At 60.1% G+C, this 19,396-nt stretch carries 11 protein-coding genes; 2 read left to right on the top strand and 9 right to left on the bottom strand.

Annotated elements, in window-relative coordinates; genetic code table 11:
* Positions 1-48: 48 nt before the first annotated feature.
* Both aruF and AC1MDC_RS04110 read right to left on the bottom strand, forming a co-directional pair.
* Entirely contained in the window at positions 49-1,068 is a 1,020-nt protein-coding gene (aruF, locus tag AC1MDC_RS04115; protein ID WP_064598807.1) for an arginine/ornithine succinyltransferase subunit alpha, read from the bottom strand.
* Between the two features lie 201 nt (positions 1,069-1,269).
* Positions 1,270-2,490 (bottom strand): aspartate aminotransferase family protein, encoded by a 1,221-nt coding sequence (locus tag AC1MDC_RS04110; RefSeq protein ID WP_085697082.1) that lies wholly within the window; start codon positions 2,488-2,490, stop codon positions 1,270-1,272.
* A 306-nt stretch (positions 2,491-2,796) separates the two neighbouring features.
* Here AC1MDC_RS04110 and AC1MDC_RS04105 point away from each other — a divergent pair, with 306 nt between their 5' ends.
* Positions 2,797-10,530, top strand: a complete 7,734-nt coding sequence (locus AC1MDC_RS04105; RefSeq protein ID WP_480392549.1) for a dermonecrotic toxin domain-containing protein — start codon at positions 2,797-2,799, stop codon at positions 10,528-10,530.
* A 48-nt stretch (positions 10,531-10,578) separates the two neighbouring features.
* Here the strand turns inward: AC1MDC_RS04105 and argR are convergent, their stop codons facing one another.
* The 7 genes from argR to acs all read right to left on the bottom strand — a co-directional run bounded on the left by argR (position 10,579) and on the right by acs (position 18,472).
* Positions 10,579-11,559, bottom strand: coding sequence for a transcriptional regulator ArgR (argR, locus tag AC1MDC_RS04100; protein ID WP_480392548.1), 981 nt, complete (start codon positions 11,557-11,559; stop codon positions 10,579-10,581).
* Between the two features lie 112 nt (positions 11,560-11,671).
* Positions 11,672-12,436 (bottom strand): ABC transporter ATP-binding protein, encoded by a 765-nt coding sequence (locus tag AC1MDC_RS04095; protein ID WP_003227281.1) that lies wholly within the window; start codon positions 12,434-12,436, stop codon positions 11,672-11,674.
* A 23-nt stretch (positions 12,437-12,459) separates the two neighbouring features.
* Positions 12,460-13,572, bottom strand: a complete 1,113-nt coding sequence (locus AC1MDC_RS04090) for a succinylglutamate desuccinylase/aspartoacylase family protein (protein WP_234205817.1) — start codon at positions 13,570-13,572, stop codon at positions 12,460-12,462.
* A 1-nt stretch (position 13,573) separates the two neighbouring features.
* Positions 13,574-14,272, bottom strand: a complete 699-nt coding sequence (locus AC1MDC_RS04085) for an ABC transporter permease (RefSeq protein WP_085697085.1) — start codon at positions 14,270-14,272, stop codon at positions 13,574-13,576.
* Positions 14,269-14,958, bottom strand: a complete 690-nt coding sequence (locus AC1MDC_RS04080; protein ID WP_007951063.1) for an ABC transporter permease — start codon at positions 14,956-14,958, stop codon at positions 14,269-14,271. The genes AC1MDC_RS04085 and AC1MDC_RS04080 overlap by 4 nt, the downstream gene beginning before the upstream one ends.
* A gap of 91 nt (positions 14,959-15,049) precedes the next feature.
* A complete protein-coding gene (locus AC1MDC_RS04075; protein WP_064383630.1) occupies positions 15,050-15,823 on the bottom strand; it encodes an ABC transporter substrate-binding protein in 774 nt (257 codons plus the stop codon).
* 693 nt (positions 15,824-16,516) lie between these two features.
* Positions 16,517-18,472 carry an acetate--CoA ligase gene (gene acs, locus AC1MDC_RS04070; RefSeq protein WP_085697086.1) on the bottom strand — a complete coding sequence of 652 codons (1,956 nt, stop codon included), beginning with the start codon at positions 18,470-18,472 and terminating at the stop codon, positions 16,517-16,519.
* A 452-nt stretch (positions 18,473-18,924) separates the two neighbouring features.
* Here acs and AC1MDC_RS04065 point away from each other — a divergent pair, with 452 nt between their 5' ends.
* On the top strand, positions 18,925-19,185 hold the full coding sequence (locus AC1MDC_RS04065) for a DUF2790 domain-containing protein (protein ID WP_085683611.1): 261 nt from the start codon (positions 18,925-18,927) through the stop codon (positions 19,183-19,185).
* The last annotated feature ends 211 nt before the right edge of the window (positions 19,186-19,396 follow it).

Genomic DNA, 19,396 nt, shown 5'->3' with positions numbered 1-19,396 from the left:
ATCTCCTCAAACGGGCCGCCGTGGCCACCCGTGAAACTCGCTAAGGCGTTAAACCGCCACCAGGCGCACGCTGGCACCTTCACCGACGCCCAGGGCTTCGGCCGCTTCCAGATCCAGGGTCACCGGTTTGCCCGGCGCGTAATCCAGTTCCAGCAGTACCGCGCGGTAATCCTGCAACTGGGCATTGGCTACCAGATACTGGCGCCCGGCACCTTTGACCGGCTCGCCGAGCTTCACCGGCACCACACGGCTCTGGGCGATCGAACGGATCCCCGAAACCCGCGCATGCAGGGTCGGGCCACCGTCGAAGATGTCGATGTAGTGATCGGTCTCGAAGCCTTCGCGCATCAGGATGTCGAAGGTGATCTGCGCACGCGGGTGCACCTGGCCCATCGCTTCCTGAGCGGAGTCCGGCAGCAACGGCACGTAGATCGGGTAATGCGGCATCAGTTCGGCGAGGAACGTGCGGCTTTTCAGGCCACACAGACGCTCGGCCTCGGCGTAGTTCAGGTCGAAGAAGTTACGACCGATGGCGTCCCAGAATGGCGAGTCGCCGTTCTCGTCGCTGTAACCGACGATCTCGGTCACCACCGAATCGGCGAAACGCTCCGGATGGCTGGCAACGAACAGCAGACGGCCACGGGAGTTGAGTTCGGCCCACGGCGAACCCACCAGCTCGCGCTGCACATAGAAACTGGTCAGCAAGCTGTTGCCGGTCAGGTCGTGGCATTGCGAGAGCACGTGGATCTTGTTGTGGATCTTCAGCTCGCGGGAGGCGTGCACGAAGGTCTCGTTGCGAAAACTGTAGAACGGCTCGGAATAACCGGCCGACGCAACGATCGCCGAGCAGCCCACCAGCTTGCCGGTGGCGGTGTCTTCAAGGACAAAGAAATAACTCTCTTCGCCGTTGAAGCTCACTTCGGCGGCAAACGAGGCTTCGCTCGCGGCAATCTTGTCGCTCAGGCGTTCAACGTCATCCGGCAAGGAAGTGACACCAATCGGGCTGTCCGCAGCCAGACGCTGTACCTCGCCCAGATCAGCCATTTGCGCGGGGCGCATCACCAGCATGGTGTCACTCCTTTCTCTTATAAATTCACAGTAAAAAAACGCCGGACACTGTGGGAGCGAGCTTGCTCGCGAAGGCGGTTCACTAGTCGACAAACAGGTTGTCTGACCCACCGCATTCGCGAGCAAGCTCGCTCCCACTTTGATTTGCCCGGCATCAAAATTGGGTTCGGCGCCTGAAAGCTCCAGGCGCCGAAGGATCTATCAGGCTTGCGTCAGTTTCGCGGCAGCACGTTCGAAACGATCCAGACCGGCGTCGATGTCCGCGTCTTCAACCACCAGGCTCGGGGCGAAACGGATCACGTCCGGGCCGGCCTGCAGAATCATCAGGCCTTCTTGTTCAGCGGCGTTGAAGATGTCCTTGGCCTTGCCTTTCCAGGCATCGCTCAGCACGCAACCGATCAGCAGACCGAGACCGCGCACCTGGGTGAACAGGCCGTACTTCTCGCCGATCTGTTGCAGGCGGGTCTTGAACTTGTCGTGCTTGGCGTTGACGCCGTTCAGCACCTCAGGGGTGTTGATCACGTCGATCACCGCTTCAGCCACGGCGCACGCCAACGGGTTGCCGCCGTAAGTGGTGCCGTGAGTGCCGACAACCAGATGCTTGGCCAGCGCTTCGGTGGTCAACATTGCGGCGATCGGGAAACCGCCGCCCAGGCTCTTGGCGCTGGTCAGGATGTCCGGAACCACGCCGAAATGCTGGTAGGCGAACAGGTTGCCGGTACGGCCCATGCCGGTCTGCACTTCGTCGAACACCAGCAGCGCGTTGTTCGCGTCGCACAGCTCACGGGCGCCTTGCAGGTACGCCTGCTCGGCCGGCAGTACGCCGCCCTCGCCCTGGATCGGTTCCAGAACGACCGCGCAGGTCTTGTCCGAAACAGCGGCTTTCAGCGCCGCCAGATCGTTGTACGGCACGTGAGTGATGCCGGTGATTTTCGGGCCGAAACCGTCGGAATACTTCGACTGGCCGCCGACGTTCACGGTGAACAGGGTGCGGCCGTGGAAGCTGTTGAGCGCGGCGATGATTTCGTACTTCTCGGTGCCGAAACGGTCGAACGCGACGCGACGGGCCAGCTTGAAGGCGGCCTCGTTGGCTTCAGCGCCGGAGTTGCAGAAGAACACGCGCTCGGCAAAGGTGGCGTCGATCAGCTTGTGCGCCAGGCGCAGGGCTGGTTCGTTGGTGAACACGTTGGACACGTGCCACAGCTTGTTCGCTTGCTCGGTCAAGGCACCGACCAGCGCCGGGTGCGCATGGCCCAATACGTTGACGGCGATACCGCCGGCGAAGTCGATCAGCTCGCGGCCGGCCTGATCCCAGACGCGGGAACCGGCGCCACGCACCGGAATGAAAGCGGCAGGCGCGTAGTTGGGAACCATAACCTGGTCGAAATCGGCGCGTTGTACCGCAGCGTGCTCAACGGACATCGGAGTCTCCTGATGAGGGCCACCCGCCTGAAACTGGCGAGCGATGGGGGGATTGTAAGGACAGTTTTCAGCCCGGCCTTGTCGCCAAGCGACAACTTCTTATAGCGCAAACCCCGGATTTTCCCGGGTTTACGGCAATGCGACATATAGCGTCGCAAAGGCGCAGTTTAAACTGCCGCCGGCCATTGCAGCAGGCCTGCGAGCATATCAATTGCGAAGGCGCTGCCTGTCATACATCTCTACCACCTGCCGATGGCCGGCTGCTGTTTTGCTTGGGCTCCATTTCGATGCTCAAGGACGCCAACAATGCCATCCAATACCGGGCACTTGCCCGCCCTTCCACTCACGCCCGGCGCGGCGGCACTCAACCCTCCGTCTCACTATGAACCGCTGGTCAAAGCGCTTCCCGAATGGCTGGGCAAGGCCTCACCGGCCCGGCGCCTCGCCCTGAAGAACAACCGCCACCGCCTCCACCATGCCGTGAAGACAGCCCCGCGAGAGCAGCACGATGCCCTCAGAACGCTCATTGTCGAGTACATGAAGGCGCAAAACGGTGTCGATCAGGTGCTCGATCGCGTTCAGGACGCCAGCACCTTCGCCGAACCGCTGCTGACCGAGGCGCTCAAATCAAGCTTCGGCGTTGACGTGAATGTCAGAGAAACCTTCCTGCACTTGTACATCCCCGTGACCGCATCCGGCATTACCACCGGCACCCGGACATGGACGGTGTCTCTGCTCGACGCGGCCTTGCATAACTTCGAGACCGACGAAACCGTCGCCGACGCCTATGCCGCCGGCTCATCGTTCGTCACCCGACCCTCGGCAAGCGGGGCATACGAAACGCTGGCGCCCCTCAACATGAATCCGGGGATTGCCCCTTTCACCCGACTGTGCCGGGAACTGGACATCGGCAGCCGCTACAAAACCTATCTCGAAGAAAACCTGGCGGTGTCCAGTCCGGTGGCTGCCGCAGTCTTGCGCCACAAGATCAATGCGGCGCAAAAAGCCGCACTGCGCGCCGCCCTGAAACTGGCGCGGATGAAGGGCGATATCGACCACGCGCATCTGCATGCGATTGAACGTCTGCTCGATGGTGCCCACAACGTGCAAATGAATGGCCAGCCGCTGCTGTGCCAGGACCTGACGATGATGTCGGTCGAACTGACCGGGATTGTGCTGTTCGCACCCAACCTCGAACAGGTACGAACCGCGGCGCAAGTGGTGGCTTACATACCTGGCCACCCTGAACACCCGGTCAAGCAATACGCGTCTACAGCCCAACTGACAGAAGCGCTGATCCGGCAATTGCGCGAAGCGGCCTTCCAGCGATTCTTCAGCCGTTTTGTCGCCCACGATCAACGCGGGCAATTCTTCGGCCAGCTCAGGCAACGCCTGAGTCAGGTGACCTATCACAAGCCGCAGGCCGGCGATTTATCGCCTCCCTGGCGCGAAACGCCAGTCGCAAGGCCGATTCTGCAAATTGCCGCTACGCCCATCGCCGGCGAACTCTGGGAACACCTCTATCAGCGCAAGTTGAACAAGATACTCAACGATGCCGCCGCGATCGCGATTTCCACTGCGACGGTTGATCGCAACGCTCGCTGGCAGCGCTGGGATGCACTGGTCAGTGTCGCCGAGTCGATCCTGGAAGCGGCCGCGTTCGTTGTTCTGCCGTTCGTGCCGTTTCTGGGTGAAATGATGATGGCGTACATCACTTACCAGTTGCTTGACGAAGTCTTCACGTTCGTTGTCGATCTGTCCGAAGGACTCACCACCGAAGCTTGCGAACACTTTTTTGCCGCACTGGAATCCATGATCCAGCTCGGTTCATTCGGAGTCGGAACCGGCATTGCCATGGCGGAACTCCCCAAAGTATTACCGCCCGAAGTGGTGGCGTTCATGGATCGCTTCCAGCCGGTGAAACTGCGCAACGGCAAGACCCTGTACTGGAAACCGGACCTGAAACCCTACGAGTACCCATTGACCCCAGCGGCCGATTCCAGTCCCGACGCACAGGGTCTGCACCTGCTCGACGGAAAAAAACTGCTGCCTGCCGACCAGGCGCACTACACCGTCAGCGATCACGAACATCCCGGCAAGCTGCGCATCGAACACCCCACCGATCCGGATGCCTATCAGCCGATTGTGCGGCACAACGGCGAAGGTGCGTTTCATACCGAGCTGGAAAACCCGCTGCAATGGGACCGCGCCACCTCATTGCGACGTATCGGCCCACGCATGGAACCGTTTGCTGCGGCAAAGCGCGAGCGAATTCTGCAAGTCAGTGGTTACACCGAAGACGGGTTACGCAAAATGCACGTCAACCAGGAGCGAGTGCCACCCTTGCTGGCCGATACCATCGAGCGCTTCAAGATCGATCAGGACCTGCAGACCTTCATACAACAGCTCTCCAGCGACGACCCGACCGAGTACCGGATGGCCGATCCGTTGATTCAGCTGCAATTGCTCAACGAGCAGGGTTTGTGGCCTGCCAACCGGCGACTGCGCTTGCTCAACGCCCGAGGCGAAACCCTCTGGCAATCCTCCAGCGATGCGCAGCTTGCGCTGACAGACATTCACCAAGGCCAGCTGACCGACGGCGATCTGCTCAAGACCGTGCTGGAATCCCTCAGCGAGCCCGAAAAAAACACGCTGCTCGACGAAGAATTCGGGCAGGTGCTTTCCATTGAGGCCCGCACCCGGCGACTGCGCGCCAGACTCGCCGCAATCGCCGATCAACAGCGCCCGAACCTGTTCGAAAAACGCTATCAGGCACTTCAGCACCGCGATGCTCCACTGATAAAGGCGGTGGCCCGGCATGTGCCGCAACTGCCCGTCAGAATTGCCGAAGAGCTCATAGACACCGCCACGGGCACCGAGCTGCTGCAACTGGGTGATGGACAGTTTCCACAGCGTCAACAAGAGCTTTCCCAAACCGCCATGCACGAGCTGCGCATCACCCGCGCCTATGAGGGGCTGGAAATCGATTCGGTGCGTAATCCGGATTCCGAGATACTGGCCCTGCACAGCCTGCAGCTGTTGCCCGGCTGGCCCGAAGGCCTGAGCCTGGAAGTCCGTGACCTGACGTTTGCCGGAAACAGACTCGATGGCACCGGCCCTATGGATGCAGCCATCAAGAAAATCCTGGTACGTCAGGCCGATGGCCTGTGGCAACCGTTCGATTCGGACGGATTGCAATTGCACGGTTCGACGGACTTTTACACCTGCGTGCTTCAAGCCTTGCCGGACGCCCAGCGTCAGGCGTTGAACCTGCAGATCGGCGAAGGAGCGAAACTCCAGCAACTCATACGCGACAACCCGCTGCCCCGCTCCAACCTGCGTCTCACGCTGACCGACGCACCGGTGCCGACCCCGACACGCGACACCTTGCGCCTCCTGGGCACCGAGGGTTATTCACGCAATCGATCGACGGGCAGCTCGCCGCCTACCCTGGAAACACGCACAAGAGACATGTTTCCAGGGATCACCCGGGACGGCCTGCAAGCGATGGTGCAACACCTGCAAAATCTTCCGGGAAATCCGGTTGCCGAACTCTCGCGCCTGCGCCTCGAATACGCACGCCTGGAGAGCGACCTCGATCAATGGCGGTTCAGGGCCATGCGGACCGATCCTGCGACCGGCCGGGAACTGTCCCTCGCCCAGCGGGAAGCCGCAGAGCGCAATCGCCATTTGTTTGCCCGCACCCTGCTCAGTTGCTGGCGCCGGGAAACCCTGGACCGAATTGGCTATCGCCTGCAGTTCAACGAACCGCTGTTGGGCGATCTCCCGCAGCTGTCAGCCGATTACAGCCATGTCGTCAGCCTGGAACTGAGTGGCAGCGGAACGTCCTCAGGCATCGCAGCGTTCATCAGTCACTTTCCTGAACTGAGGCGCCTCGATCTGCGCAACTTCGACCTGCACGATCTGCCAACAGTTATCGCAAAGCCCTCCCTGCGCCAACTTCGGCTGCGCACATGCGAGATCGTACTGACCCCGGAAAACCAGGCACTGCTGGCCTCCCTTGATGAATTGATCGAACTGGACCTCAAGGACAACCCGCTGGGCACACGCCTTGATGTCACCCGCATGTCATCGCTGACCTACCTCAATCTCTCCCGCACCGCGATCGCCGAGGTGCCTTTCGGGGTGATCGACCACCCGAGAATCAGAAGCGCATGGTTGAGCGAAAACCTGATCACCTCTGTGCCTGATGCCCTGTTTGAACTCACGCCCGATGTCGGCGCCGGGTACGACCTCTCGGGCAACCCGCTCTCTGCGGCCACGCGCGAACACATCAAAAACTATTTCACCCGGACCGGACTCAATTTCGGCGTGCGTGCCGAGCAGGCTGATATAGCCCGAACCCGGGCGCTGTTTCCGGATATCGATGACGGCCAGGCCAGCAGCCTGATCTACAACCTGCCCGGCTCGCTGAATCAGGGTCGCCTGCAACTGACCGTGTGGGAAACGGAGCTGGCCACGCTGAACGCCGATCTGGCTTCATGGGCAAAAGATATTCCCGACCGCGATCCAATCAGTGGCACCACACTGGAGGCGAATGAGCGCTTTACCGAAATTGACGCCCGCGAAACTTTCGCCGGCAATCTGTTGCGCCTGTGGCGACACCGCTCAACCAGCCCTCCATACGTCAGAGCCGACGTCCTTTCGATCCAGGCCAACTTCAGGGGGGATTTGCCGGTATTGAACGCCGATTTCAGCCATATCACTCAGCTGACTCTCAACGGCAACAAGGGGATTGGCGGCAACACGGCATTCCTGAGAAGTTTCCCCCGACTCAGACAGCTGATGCTGCGCAACGGCAAGATTGATCAGTTGCACACGATGCTCAATGGCCTGCCGATGATGGAGATACTGGTCATGGAAAACTACGGTGTGACGTTCACTGCCGAGTCGCTGACAGCGCTGGCCAGCATGCCTGGGCTCGAGTCACTGGAACTACCCGGCAACACGCTGGGGCTGGCGCCCGACCTGCAAATGCTGAACTCACTGACCTATCTCGATCTGTCGCGCACCGGCCTTAGGGAAATACCGTCCGGTCTGATCGGCCACCCGAGACTCGAGACCGTTATTCTCAGCGAGAACCAGATCACCGAGTTGCCGGAAGGTTTGTTCGAAATACCGAATCAGGTCGCCGACGGCTATGACCTGTCGAACAACCCGCTGAATGCGGCCACCCGCGAACGTATCAAGCAACACCAGCGTGAAGCCGGCCAGGATTTCGCCGTGCTCGCCGACCGCGCAGATATCGAGTCCATCCAGCAACTGTTTTCCGACCTCGATGATCAAGATGCCAGCGACGTGTTCTACAGCTTGCCGGGGTCGATCGAGCATGGTCGCAGCCAGGTCAGGCACTGGCAGGCGGAACTGCGTCAAATGAAAGACGAACTGTTGCGATGGGAGGCGGCTGCGCCGAACATTCACCCGCTTACGGGACAGAGGCTGACCCCGTGGCAGATGTCGGCGATGCGTACCAGCCGGCGGGTTTTCACCCAACGTATTGAAGAACTGTGGCGCCACCGGTCTGCCGAAAAACCCACGGAGCGAGGCGATGTACTGATGGCCAGTCTGACCTTCATTGGAGACTTGCCTGAGCTGTCGGCCGACTTCAGTCATATTCTCGAGCTGACGCTCGATGGCAATCCGAATCTGGGCAATATCGACGCGTTCCTCTCGGGCTTTCCCGGCCTGCGCCACCTGGAATTGCATGATTTCAGACTCGAGCACCTGCCACAGGCTTGCGAACGCATGCCTTTACTGGAGCGTCTGGTGCTGGAGTCCTGTGGGCTGAGCCTCACACCGCAAACCCAGGCCCGCCTCTCTTCAATGAGCCGATTGCAGCTCCTCAATCTCAGCCATAACCCGCTGGGTGCCACACCACAGTTGAATACATTGCCGGCACTGGCCCGCCTGCGTCTGGTAGACGCCGGGATCTCTGAGCTGCCGGACGGCCTGATCGAACACCCGACGCTGAAAATGGCTGACTTCGATCAAAACCGGATCAGCGAACCGCCCGACAGTCTTTACCAACGCTCGGCACTGTCGCCCAAGCAATTCACCTTGAGGGATAACCCTCTGTCCCCGGCCGCTCGCGACCGGATCAAGACCCACTACCAGCGCAATCGGCAGAACTTCGGGGTATCGATGCCACAGGCCGACATCGATCGTGTACGCGCACTGTTTCCAGCACTGGATGCCGAGCAAGCGAATCAGTTGCTCTATTGGTTGCCGGGAACAATGGATGAGGGACGTGCCCGGATCGGCCACTGGGAAACGGAGTGGCAGCAGATGAATGCGACTCTCGGAGAATGGGCCGCGGAAATTCCCGAACGACATCCATCCAGCGGCATACCACTTACCGATGAGGAAAAAGCCGCTGAGCGCGCCGGGCGTGATCAATATCGCCGCGACCTGCAAGCGTTCTGGCGCGAACGCTCGACAATCCGCCCCGAAGTTCGCTCGGACAGCCTGACTCTCAACCTGTCCTTGATCGGTGAATTGCCCCCACCGAGCGCAGACTTCAGCCACGTCACAGCGCTGTCGATAACCGGCACTGGCCGATTGCGCATCGGCGACAACTTCTTCAGCACGTTCACAGGGCTGAAGACTCTGGAATTGCGTGATTTGGGATTGCGGCAGATACCGGCCTCATTCAGGCAGATGTCAGCCATGGAAAGCCTGGTGCTGAGCAACTGCGCCTTGAAACTGGATGCCGAAGGTCGCGCCACCCTCGCCACGATGACAGGGCTGAAAAAACTCGATCTGTACAACAATCCGCTGGGGCTGGCACCGCACATTGATACCCTGCCGAATCTGGATTTTCTGGATCTGGCCAGCACCGGGTTGGACGAATTGCCTGCCGGGATAATCAATCATCCGACGCTGGGCATCGCCATTTTCAACAACAATCGCATCAGCGAAATTCCTGATGAGATTTTCAATTTGCCGGCAGAAAGCGGTGACGGCTACGACTTTGGCAAGAACCCCCTGAGCCCTGCGACTCGCGAGCGGGTCAAGGACTACTTCAGACGTACCGGCAGTGATCTCGGCGTGCTTGCCGATGAGAGGGATCTCGCTCGGGTGCAAACCCTCTACCCCAGTCTGGATGACGATCAGGCCAGCACCCTGTTTTATCGTTTGCCCGGCAGTCTGGCCGACGGTCGCAACGAACTGACACGTCTGGAAAAGGTACTGAGCGATCTCAACCGCAATCTCGCTCGCTGGATCAGCGACATTCCGCTCGATCCGCGCACCGGCGAGCCACTGTCCGAAACCGCGCGGTCGCACCAGGAGCAACTGCGCTCACAGTTCGCCGAGGAACTGCTGACCTGCTGGCGCAAGGTTCCGCTGGAAGACTCGACCCTCGACGCTTACGCGTTCAACCATGCGATTAACTTCGCCGGAGACCTGCCGATACTGGGCACCGAATTTCCTCACGTACATGATCTGTATCTGACGGGCGACGGCCACTCGACGCGACTCGGGCATTTCCTTGAAGCGTTCCCCAATATCGACAGCCTGGCCATCCGGGCAATCCATCTGGGCGACATACCCAAGGACATTTACACCCTGAATCGACTGACAGCCCTGAGCCTTTCGGATTGCGGAATCAGCCTGACACCCGAATCTGTGGCGGCACTGGCAGGTATGGATAAGCTCGAGGTGCTCAACCTGAGCGACAATCCTCTGGGACTGACCCCCGACCTCAGCAACCTGCAGAGCCTGACCGAACTGGACCTGAGTCATACCGGAATCTCCGAAATCCCGAAAGGCGTGCTGGAAAACCTGCACTGGGGTGAGATTGACCTGTCCGGCAATGCCATTACCGAAGTGCCGGAAACCCTGATGGAAGTGCCCCCGACCATCGGTGACCGCTACGACCTGGGCGGCAACCCATTGTCGGCACAAAGCCTGGCGCGCATCCGCGCCTACTATGAGGAAACGGGTAACGACCTGAACGTCGCAGGCATTGACGGCACTCCACCACCACAGGTGAGGCCGGATATGGAAATAGAAGACTGATCGAGCTGCAGCCATGGCCGCTCGTGCCATGGCTGTATCGGTTATGGATCAACCGCGCTCGGGCGGCACCGACGACAGTTCGAAAGGACTGCTGCTGCGCCGCTGGTTGCGGTCTTCCCGTGGCGTGGCGCCGAAGAAGTTGCGATAGGCGCTGGAGAAATGCGGCCCCGAAGAGAACCCGCAGGACAGGCCGATCTGGATGATCGACTTGCTGGTCTGCATCAACATCTGCCGGGCCTTGTTCAGGCGCAGTTCCAGGTAGTACTGGCTCGGCACACGGTTGAGGTATTGCTTGAAGATCCGCTCCAGCTGACGCCGGGACACGCACACATGCTGGGCTATTTCGTCGGTGGTCAACGGCTCCTCAATGTTGGCTTCCATCAGCAGCACCGCCTGGGTGAGCTTCGGATGGCTGGAGCCGAGACGGTTTTGCAATGGAATGCGCTGACGCTCGCCGCCCTCGCGGATGCGCTCGACCACCAGTTCTTCGGAGACCGCACCGGCCAGCTCCGCACCGTGGTCACGGGCCAGCACAGCCAGCAGCAAATCGAGCACCGACATGCCGCCGCACGCGGTCAGGCGATCGCGATCCCAGTCGAACAGATGGCTGGTGGCGATGACTTTCGGGAAGCGTTCGGCGAAATCGTCCTGCCAGCGCCAGTGCACCGCCGCGCGGTAACCATCGAGCAGACCCAATTGCGCCAGCGGGTACACACCGGCCGACAGACCACCGATCACACAACCGGCGCGCACCAGTTGCTTGAGCGCGCTGCTGAGTGCCGGCGCCAACGTCGTCGGAGGCACATCGGCGAGCAGGAACAGTTTCTGGAAGTTCTCGAGTTTGCCGGCCCAGGGTTCGCCGGGCAGTTGCCATTCACCTTCGGTCGGGGCTTCGGCCTGCAGGAATGACAACTCGTAAACCACGTCCGGATGCACACGCTGGGCGACACGCAAGGCCTCCTCTGCCAGCGCCAAAGTCAGAGCTTTAGTGCTGGGCCAAATCAGGAAACCAATTCGATGGGCAGTCATGGGCGGGCAATCCGAAACGTAAACAGAGGGAAAAACCGAAATCGGCTGCAACCAAATTAGACCATCTGGCGCGCTGCGCAGCATGACCTAATTTGGTGCATAACGGGAGCGATTACTTGAGGCTGCCCGAGAGGAATTGTTGCAAACGTTCCGACTGCGGATTGACCAGCACTTCACGCGGGTTGCCGCTTTCTTCGACGACACCTTTGTGCAGGAACACCAGCTGGTTCGACACTTCACGGGCGAAGCCCATTTCGTGGGTTACCACCACCATGGTCCGGCCTTCCTGAGCGAGGGCCTGCATGACTTTCAGCACGTCGCCGACCAGTTCCGGGTCGAGGGCCGAAGTCGGTTCGTCGAACAGCATCACTTCCGGCTCCATCGCCAGCGCACGGGCGATTGCCACACGCTGCTGCTCGCCACCGGACATGTGCCCCGGGAACGCGTCTTTACGATGGGCCACGCCGACCTTGTTCAGGTAGTGCTCGGCTTTCTCGCGAGCTTCGGCCTTGGACACGCCAAGGACGTGAACCGGCGCTTCCATGATGTTTTCCAGCGCGGTCATGTGCGACCACAGGTTGAAGTGCTGGAACACCATCGACAGGCGCGAACGCATGCGTTGCAGCTGTTTCGGGTCAGCGGCTTTCAGCGCGCCGTCCTTGTTGGCGACCAGCTTCAGCTCTTCGTTGTTGAGCAGGATCTTGCCCGCGTGCGGCTGCTCGAGCAGGTTGATGCAGCGCAGGAAAGTACTTTTGCCGGAGCCACTGGAGCCGATGATGCTGATCACATCGCCGGCGGCCGCTTTCAGGGAAACGCCCTTGAGCACTTCGTGACTGCCATAGCGTTTATGCAGGTCTTGGACTTCAAGTTTGTACATGCGGTCGGTTCTCACAAAAACAGTCAGTCGTTGAGCAAAGGGCCGTCGCGCAGCGCATCGCGCCCCGCCACTTTGGCCAGCCAGAAACCGGGTTGGGCGTAACGCAGCCGCTCAATGGCAAACAGCACCCCGGACGTACCAGCACACACCGTGCTGACCCGATCCGACAGCGGATCGATCACTTCGAAAATCTTGTCACCGGCTTCAACCCACTCGCCGGGCTTGCGCAGGAAACTCACCACGCCCGGATGCGGCGGCAGGAGCAATTCAGTGCCCTCGAACGGCATGCCTTCGCACGGTTCGTGTGCCGCGCCCGGCCACTCGCCACGGATCAGGCCTTGCTCGGCAAGGAACGCCAGAATCCCTTCGGCCCAGGCTTCAGCCTGTGCAGGCGTGGTGTCAGCCTGACCGCCCAGTTCGACAGTCGTCGCCAGGCACGCCAGCGGAATCTGTGCATCCGGAAACAGACGCGACAGACGCAGCCACGGCAGCGAACAGGCTTCGTCGAACGAGCTGCCGCCGGAATCTTCCGCCAGCAAGCCGACCTTCACGTCCAGGTGCGCAGCGAGCGAACGCCACTGCGGCCAGTGCTGCGGCAAGGCATACATGTGCAGCGCGGCTTCACAGTCGCAATGCAGGTCCAGCACCACATCGGCGGTGGCGGCGTGTTGCAGCAGGATGCGCTGCATGCCTTGCAACTGGCTGCTGGCCTCGGGCAATGCGGCCAGATGATCGGCCATCGCCTGACGGATCAGACGGATGTTGGCGTGCGGGTCATCACCGAGATGTCCTTCCAGCCTGGCGGCCACGGGGGCGCTGAGCTCGACGAAATCACGGTTGAAATTCTTGCCGCTGCCGGCCTCGAAACGGCCCTGATGATTGCCTTGCAGCAACTGGCCAAGACCTAGCGGGTTGGCCACCGGCACCAGCTCGATGACGCCGTTGAGCAGACCCTTGGCTTCGAGTTCGCCGAGGCGTTTTTTCAGTTCCCAGGCGGTGCGCATGCCGGGCAGTTCGTCGGCGTGGAGGCTGGCCTGAATGTAGGCCTTGCGCTCGCCGCTGCCGAATCGAAATACCGAAATCCGGCGCTCGCTGCCCAGGTGGCTCCACGGCAGAACGTGGTCGATGCGTTCCATATCAGTGCTTCCTCGGGGCCAGGTAGCTCAGCCAGCGACGCTCGGCCAGCTTGAACAGGCGCACCAGAATGAAGGTCAGGCACAGGTAGAACACGCCGGCGGTAATGTACGCCTCGAACGGCAGGTAAAACTGCGCGTTGACGGTACGGGCCGCGCCGGTGATGTCGATCAGGGTCACGATGGACGCCAGACTGGTGGTCTGCAGCATCATGATCACTTCGTTGCTGTACTGCGGCAGCGCCCGGCGCAGGGCCGACGGCAACAGAATGCGCTTGTACATCTTGACCCGCGACATGCCCATGGCCTTGGCCGCTTCGATCTCACCGTTCGGCGTGGCCTTCAGGCTGCCGGCGATGATTTCAGCGGTGTAGGCGCTGGTGTTGATCGCGAACGCCAGGCACGCACAGAACGTGGCGCTGGACAGCCACGGCCAGAGGAAGCTTTCACGCACCGCTTCGAACTGGGCCAGACCGTAGTAGATCAGGAACAGCTGAACCAGCATCGGCGTGCCGCGAATCACGTAGGTGTAGAGCCACGCCGCGCCGTTGACCACAGCGTTCTTGGATACCCGCATCAGCCCCAGCGGCAGCGCCGCGAGCAGACCGAAGAACAGCGACAGCGCGAGCAACTTGAGGGTGGTGACCAGACCGCCGAGGTACAGCGGCAGGGCCTCCCAAATGACGTTGTAGTCGAAGATCATAGATCAGCCGCCCTTACGCCTACCGAGTAGCGCTTCTCAAGGTGACGCAGCGCCAGCAACGAGACACTGGTGATCACCAGGTACATCGCCGCCACTGCGAGGAAGAAGGTAAAAGGCTCGCGGGTGGCGTCGGCCGCCTGCTTGGCCTTGAACATCATGTCTTGCAGACCGACCACGGAAATCAGCGCGGTGGCCTTGGTCAACACCAGCCAGTTGTTGGTGAAGCCCGGAATCGCCAGACGGATCATCTGCGGCACCAGCACCCGGAAGAACACCTGGAAGCTGCTCATGCCGTACGCCATGCCGGCTTCGGCCTGACCTTTAGGGATCGCCATGAACGCGCCGCGGAAGGTTTCCGACAGGTACGCACCAAAGATGAAACCGAGGGTGCCGATACCGGCGGCCAGCGGGTTCAGGTCGATGTAGTCGTCATAGCCGAGCATCGGCGCAACGCGGTTGAGCAGGTCCTGACCGCCGTAGAAGATCAGCAGGATCAGCACCAGGTCGGGAATCCCGCGAATCACCGTGGAATACAGATCGCCCAGCCACGCCAGCCAGCGCACCGGCGACAGGCGCAACGCGACGCCGATCAGCCCGAGAACGATGGCCAGGGCCATGGACGACAAGGCGAGCTGAAGCGTCAGCCAAGCGCCATCGAGGATGACAGCCCCGTAGCCTTTCAACATGATTCAGGTCCTCGAAAGTTGGGATGAAAAAATGGCGCAAACCGCAGAGATCCTGTTGCTTGCGCCATTTCGGACGGGTCGAGCGACGTCTTTACTTGCCGTAAATGTCGAAGTCGAAGTACTTGTCCTGGATTGCCTTGTACTTGCCGTTTTCGCGGATGGCCGCGATGGCAGTATTGATCTTGTCTTTCAGGGCGTCGCCCTTGCGTACCGCGATGCCTACGCCGTCGCCGAAGTATTTGACGTCGGTGAACGCCGGGCCGACGAACGCGAAGCCTTTGCCGGCGTCGGTTTTCAGGAAGCCGTCATTCAACAGCGTAGCGTCCGCCACGGTGCCGTCGAGGCGGCCGGCGGCCACGTCGAGGTAGATTTCGTTCTGCGAGCCGTACGGCTTGATCTCGGCACCCAGCGGGGCCAGGACTTCGCGGGCGAAACGCTCGTGGATCGAACCACGCTGCACGCCGATGTTCTTGCCCTTGAGCTCGGCCAGACCTTCGCTGACCTGAGTGCCTTCCTTCATCACAAGGCGAGCCGGGGTGTTGTAGTACTTGTTGGTGAAGTCCACGGACTTCTTGCGGTCTTCAGTGATCGACATGGACGACAGGATCGCGTCGATCTTGCGCACTTTCAGTGCCGGGATCAGACCGTCGAACTCTTGCTCGACCCACTGGCACTTGACCTTCATTTCTTCGCACAGTGCGTTGCCGATGTCGTAGTCGAAACCGACGATGCTGCCGTCCGGCGCTTTGGAGGCGAATGGAGGGTAAGCCGCTTCGATACCGATTTTCAGAGGCTTTTCATCGGCGAATGTCGGCAGGGACAGCACGGACAGTGCCAGGGCGCCAAGCAGCACAAGTTTCTTCATCTTGGGACTCCATCGGTAAAGGGCAAAAACGGCAGAGTGAGCGACAGCCCAATATGCGAATGGGTGTAACGAAATCGATTGCTGCGTGCGTGGGACAGTTCCAGTCAAAACCGCGAAGGCTTCAACGCAAGCCACGACGAGCGAGTGATCGGCATTCTAACGACAGGCCCGAAGCCGATATTTCTTCAATGCGACAACTAATTACAGATGCACCGAGAAACCCGCTTGAGCACATTGACAGCCCTGCAATTTCATGCAAGAGCGAAAGACAGTGAACCGATCTATGCTGCAAATTGCGGGCCTATTATTCGCAAACCCTTCTAATCCGGCAAGCGCGGGGATGCGTCTTATTTTTCACCGGGGGTTTTGAGGCTCTAAAACGGGGCGATGCGTTTCCGGACGCCCCGTTGCGGAGCGGGCGGTTACACATTCAGTTACTTGAAGGCTGGCGGGTAACAGTGGGAATGGGCTGACGGAGCAATTCGATAATTATTGGCCGAAGATTCCCCCCTAACTGATTGTTCCCACGCTCCGCGTGGTAACGCCTCCCTCGACGCTCTGCGTCCGCTCTTGGGACGCAGAGCGTCCCGGGCTGCATTCCCACGCAGAGCGTGGGAACGATCGACTCCACAAATGAAAAAGCCCCGCCCGGTGCGATGCCGGGCGGGGCTTTTCAGCCTTCAGACCCGCCGCTTACGCGACGTTCATGGTCTTGTGCGTATCGATCAGGTGTTGCACCACACCCGGATCGGCCAAGGTGGAAATATCACCCAACCCTTCGTACTCGGCCGTGGCGATCTTGCGCAGAATGCGGCGCATGATCTTGCCCGAACGGGTCTTCGGCAGCCCCGGCGCCCACTGGATCACGTCCGGCGAAGCAATCGGACCGATCTCCTTGCGCACCCAGTTCTTCAGTTCCAGACGCAGCTGCTCACTCGGCTCTTCGCCGTTTTTCAGGGTGACGTAGACATAAATGCCCTGCCCCTTGATGTCGTGCGGCACACCGACCACCGCCGCTTCGGCGACTTTCGGGTGAGCGACCATCGCGCTTTCGATCTCGGCGGTGCCCATGCGGTGGCCGGACACGTTGAGCACGTCGTCCACGCGACCGGTGATCCAGTAGTAACCGTCGGCATCGCGACGGGCGCCGTCACCGGTGAAGTACATGCCACGGAAGGTCTTGAAGTAGGTGTCGACGAAACGGTCATGATCGCCATACAGCGTGCGCGCCTGACCTGGCCACGAATCGAGAATCACCAGATTGCCTTCGGCCTCGCCCTCGATGATGTTGCCGAGGTTGTCCACCAGCGCCGGCACCACACCGAAGAACGGACGTGCTGCAGAACCCGGCTTCATTGCATGAGCGCCCGGCAGCGGGCTCATCATGTTGCCGCCGGTTTCGGTCTGCCACCAGGTATCGACGATCGGGCAACGGGACTTGCCGACGTTCTTGTAGTACCAGTCCCAGGCTTCCGGGTTGATCGGCTCGCCCACCGAACCCAGCAGACGCAGGCTGCTGCCGTCCGCGCCTTCAACAGCGGCGGTGCCGGAGGCCATCATCGCGCGGATCGCGGTCGGCGCGGTGTAGAGGATGTTGACCTTGTGCTTGTCGACGATCTTCGCCACCCGGGTGATGTCCGGATAGTTCGGCACGCCTTCGAACAACAGCGTGGTCGCGCCGTTGGCCAGTGGGCCGTAGACGATGTAGGAGTGACCGGTGACCCAGCCCACGTCGGCGGTGCACCAGTAGATTTCGCCCGGACGGTAGTCGAACACGCGCTCGTGGGTCATGGCCGCGTACAACAGATAGCCGCCAGTGGTGTGCTGAACGCCCTTCGGCTTGCCGGTGGAACCGGAGGTGTAAAGGATGAACAGCGCTTCTTCGGCGCCCATCTCTTTCGGCGCGCAGACGGTGCCCGCCACTTTCATCAGGTCTTCGTACCAGATGTCGCGGTGCTGGTTCCACTTGATGTCACCGCCGGTGCGCTTGCACACGATGACTTTCTGGATGCTGCTGGTTTCCGGGTTGGTCAGGGCGTCGTCGACGTTGGCCTTGAGGGAAATCTTCTTGCCGGCGCGGATGCCTTCGTCAGCGGTGATCACCACTTTCGAGCGGCAGTCGATGATGCGACCGGCCAGGGCTTCCGGCGAGAAACCGCCGAACACCACCGAGTGAATCGCACCGATCCGGGTGCAGGCCAGCATGGCGACCACGGCTTCGGGGATCATCGGCATATAAATGGTCACCACGTCGCCGCGGTGCACATCCTGGCCACGCAGGGCGTTGGCGAACTTGCACACTTGTTCGTGCAGTTCGCGGTAAGTGATGTTGCGGCTTTCGGAAGGATCGTCGCCTTCCCAGATGATGGCGACCTGATCGCCGCGCTCGGCCAGATGACGGTCGAGGCAGTTGTAGGAAACGTTCAGGGTGCCGTCGGCAAACCATTTGATGTCGACATGGTGATCGTCGAACGAAGTCTGTTTCACCGTGGTGAAAGGCTTGATCCAGTCGAGGCGCTTGGCTTGTTCGCGCCAGAAGCCGTCAGGGTTGACGACCGACTGTTGGTACATGGCTTTGTAGGTCGCCTCGTCGGTCAGCGTATTGGCCAGAACCTCGGGACGAACGGGATACAGGGAAGCCGCACTCATCTTTCCTACCTCGGTGTAATAGTTGTTTTTGTATGACCCTGTTGTAGCCGGGGCGCCCGTATAGAACCATTCGACGATGGTAGTAACAAGCCCCTACAAAACATCCAGAAATGACCCAAGCGCCTCTGAAGCAAAGCACGCAGCCCTTGTGGGAGCTGGCTTGCCAGCGATTCAGACGACTCGGTTTCCGGGGAAAACCGCAGCGCTGATAACACGATATCCAGCGATTGTTACCAAATCTGCCAAAGGTGTTTATCAAAACCGGGTCTGTTTACCCCTACTCCGCCTCCCTAAAATTCACCTCGCCGACAAGGCAAAGCGATTAACAAGGTTACAGCCCCCACGAAGGCCGTTAATCCAGTTCTGAAGTAACAAAGCAAAACGATGAAGTTCCACACGCAACCCCAAAAAGGTTGCGTGACCCCACTCGACCTCAAGAAGGTAAATTTCAAATGAAAGCTTTATTGGTTCTGGCCCTCAGCAGTCTGTGCGCAACCGCCATGGCAGACGAGGTTCCGACTGATGTCGCACAGCAACAACCCGCCATCGAGGAATACACTTACTCCACTCACCTGGACATCGCCAAAGTTGTTTCCATGAGCGAAGTTCCAAATGTCTGCGAAGTAGTACCGATGAAAATGGAGTACGACGACTCCAAGGGTCAGCGTCACATCCTGCGTTACAGCATCATGGGCAACGGCTGCACCAATTGATGTTTTGAGACTGCACCGAATCGGATCGCTCAGCGCAACATCGAGGGTCGATTCCAGCCCGGCTTCGGTCGGGCTCAGTTGTGTTTGAAGCGGCGCAAAAGGCTTGCAAAACACAAGATATAGTGAAAAACCCGGTTTTTTGCTCGTTTTTTGAGCAATCAATCACACGCCAAAAAATTAATGAAAAAAAATTCTCCGGGGCCAATCCCGG

This window comes from Pseudomonas sp. 1, assembly GCF_056626735.1.
Note: the sequence above shows the minus strand (reverse complement) of the source record. Positions and strands in the feature narration are given on the sequence as shown.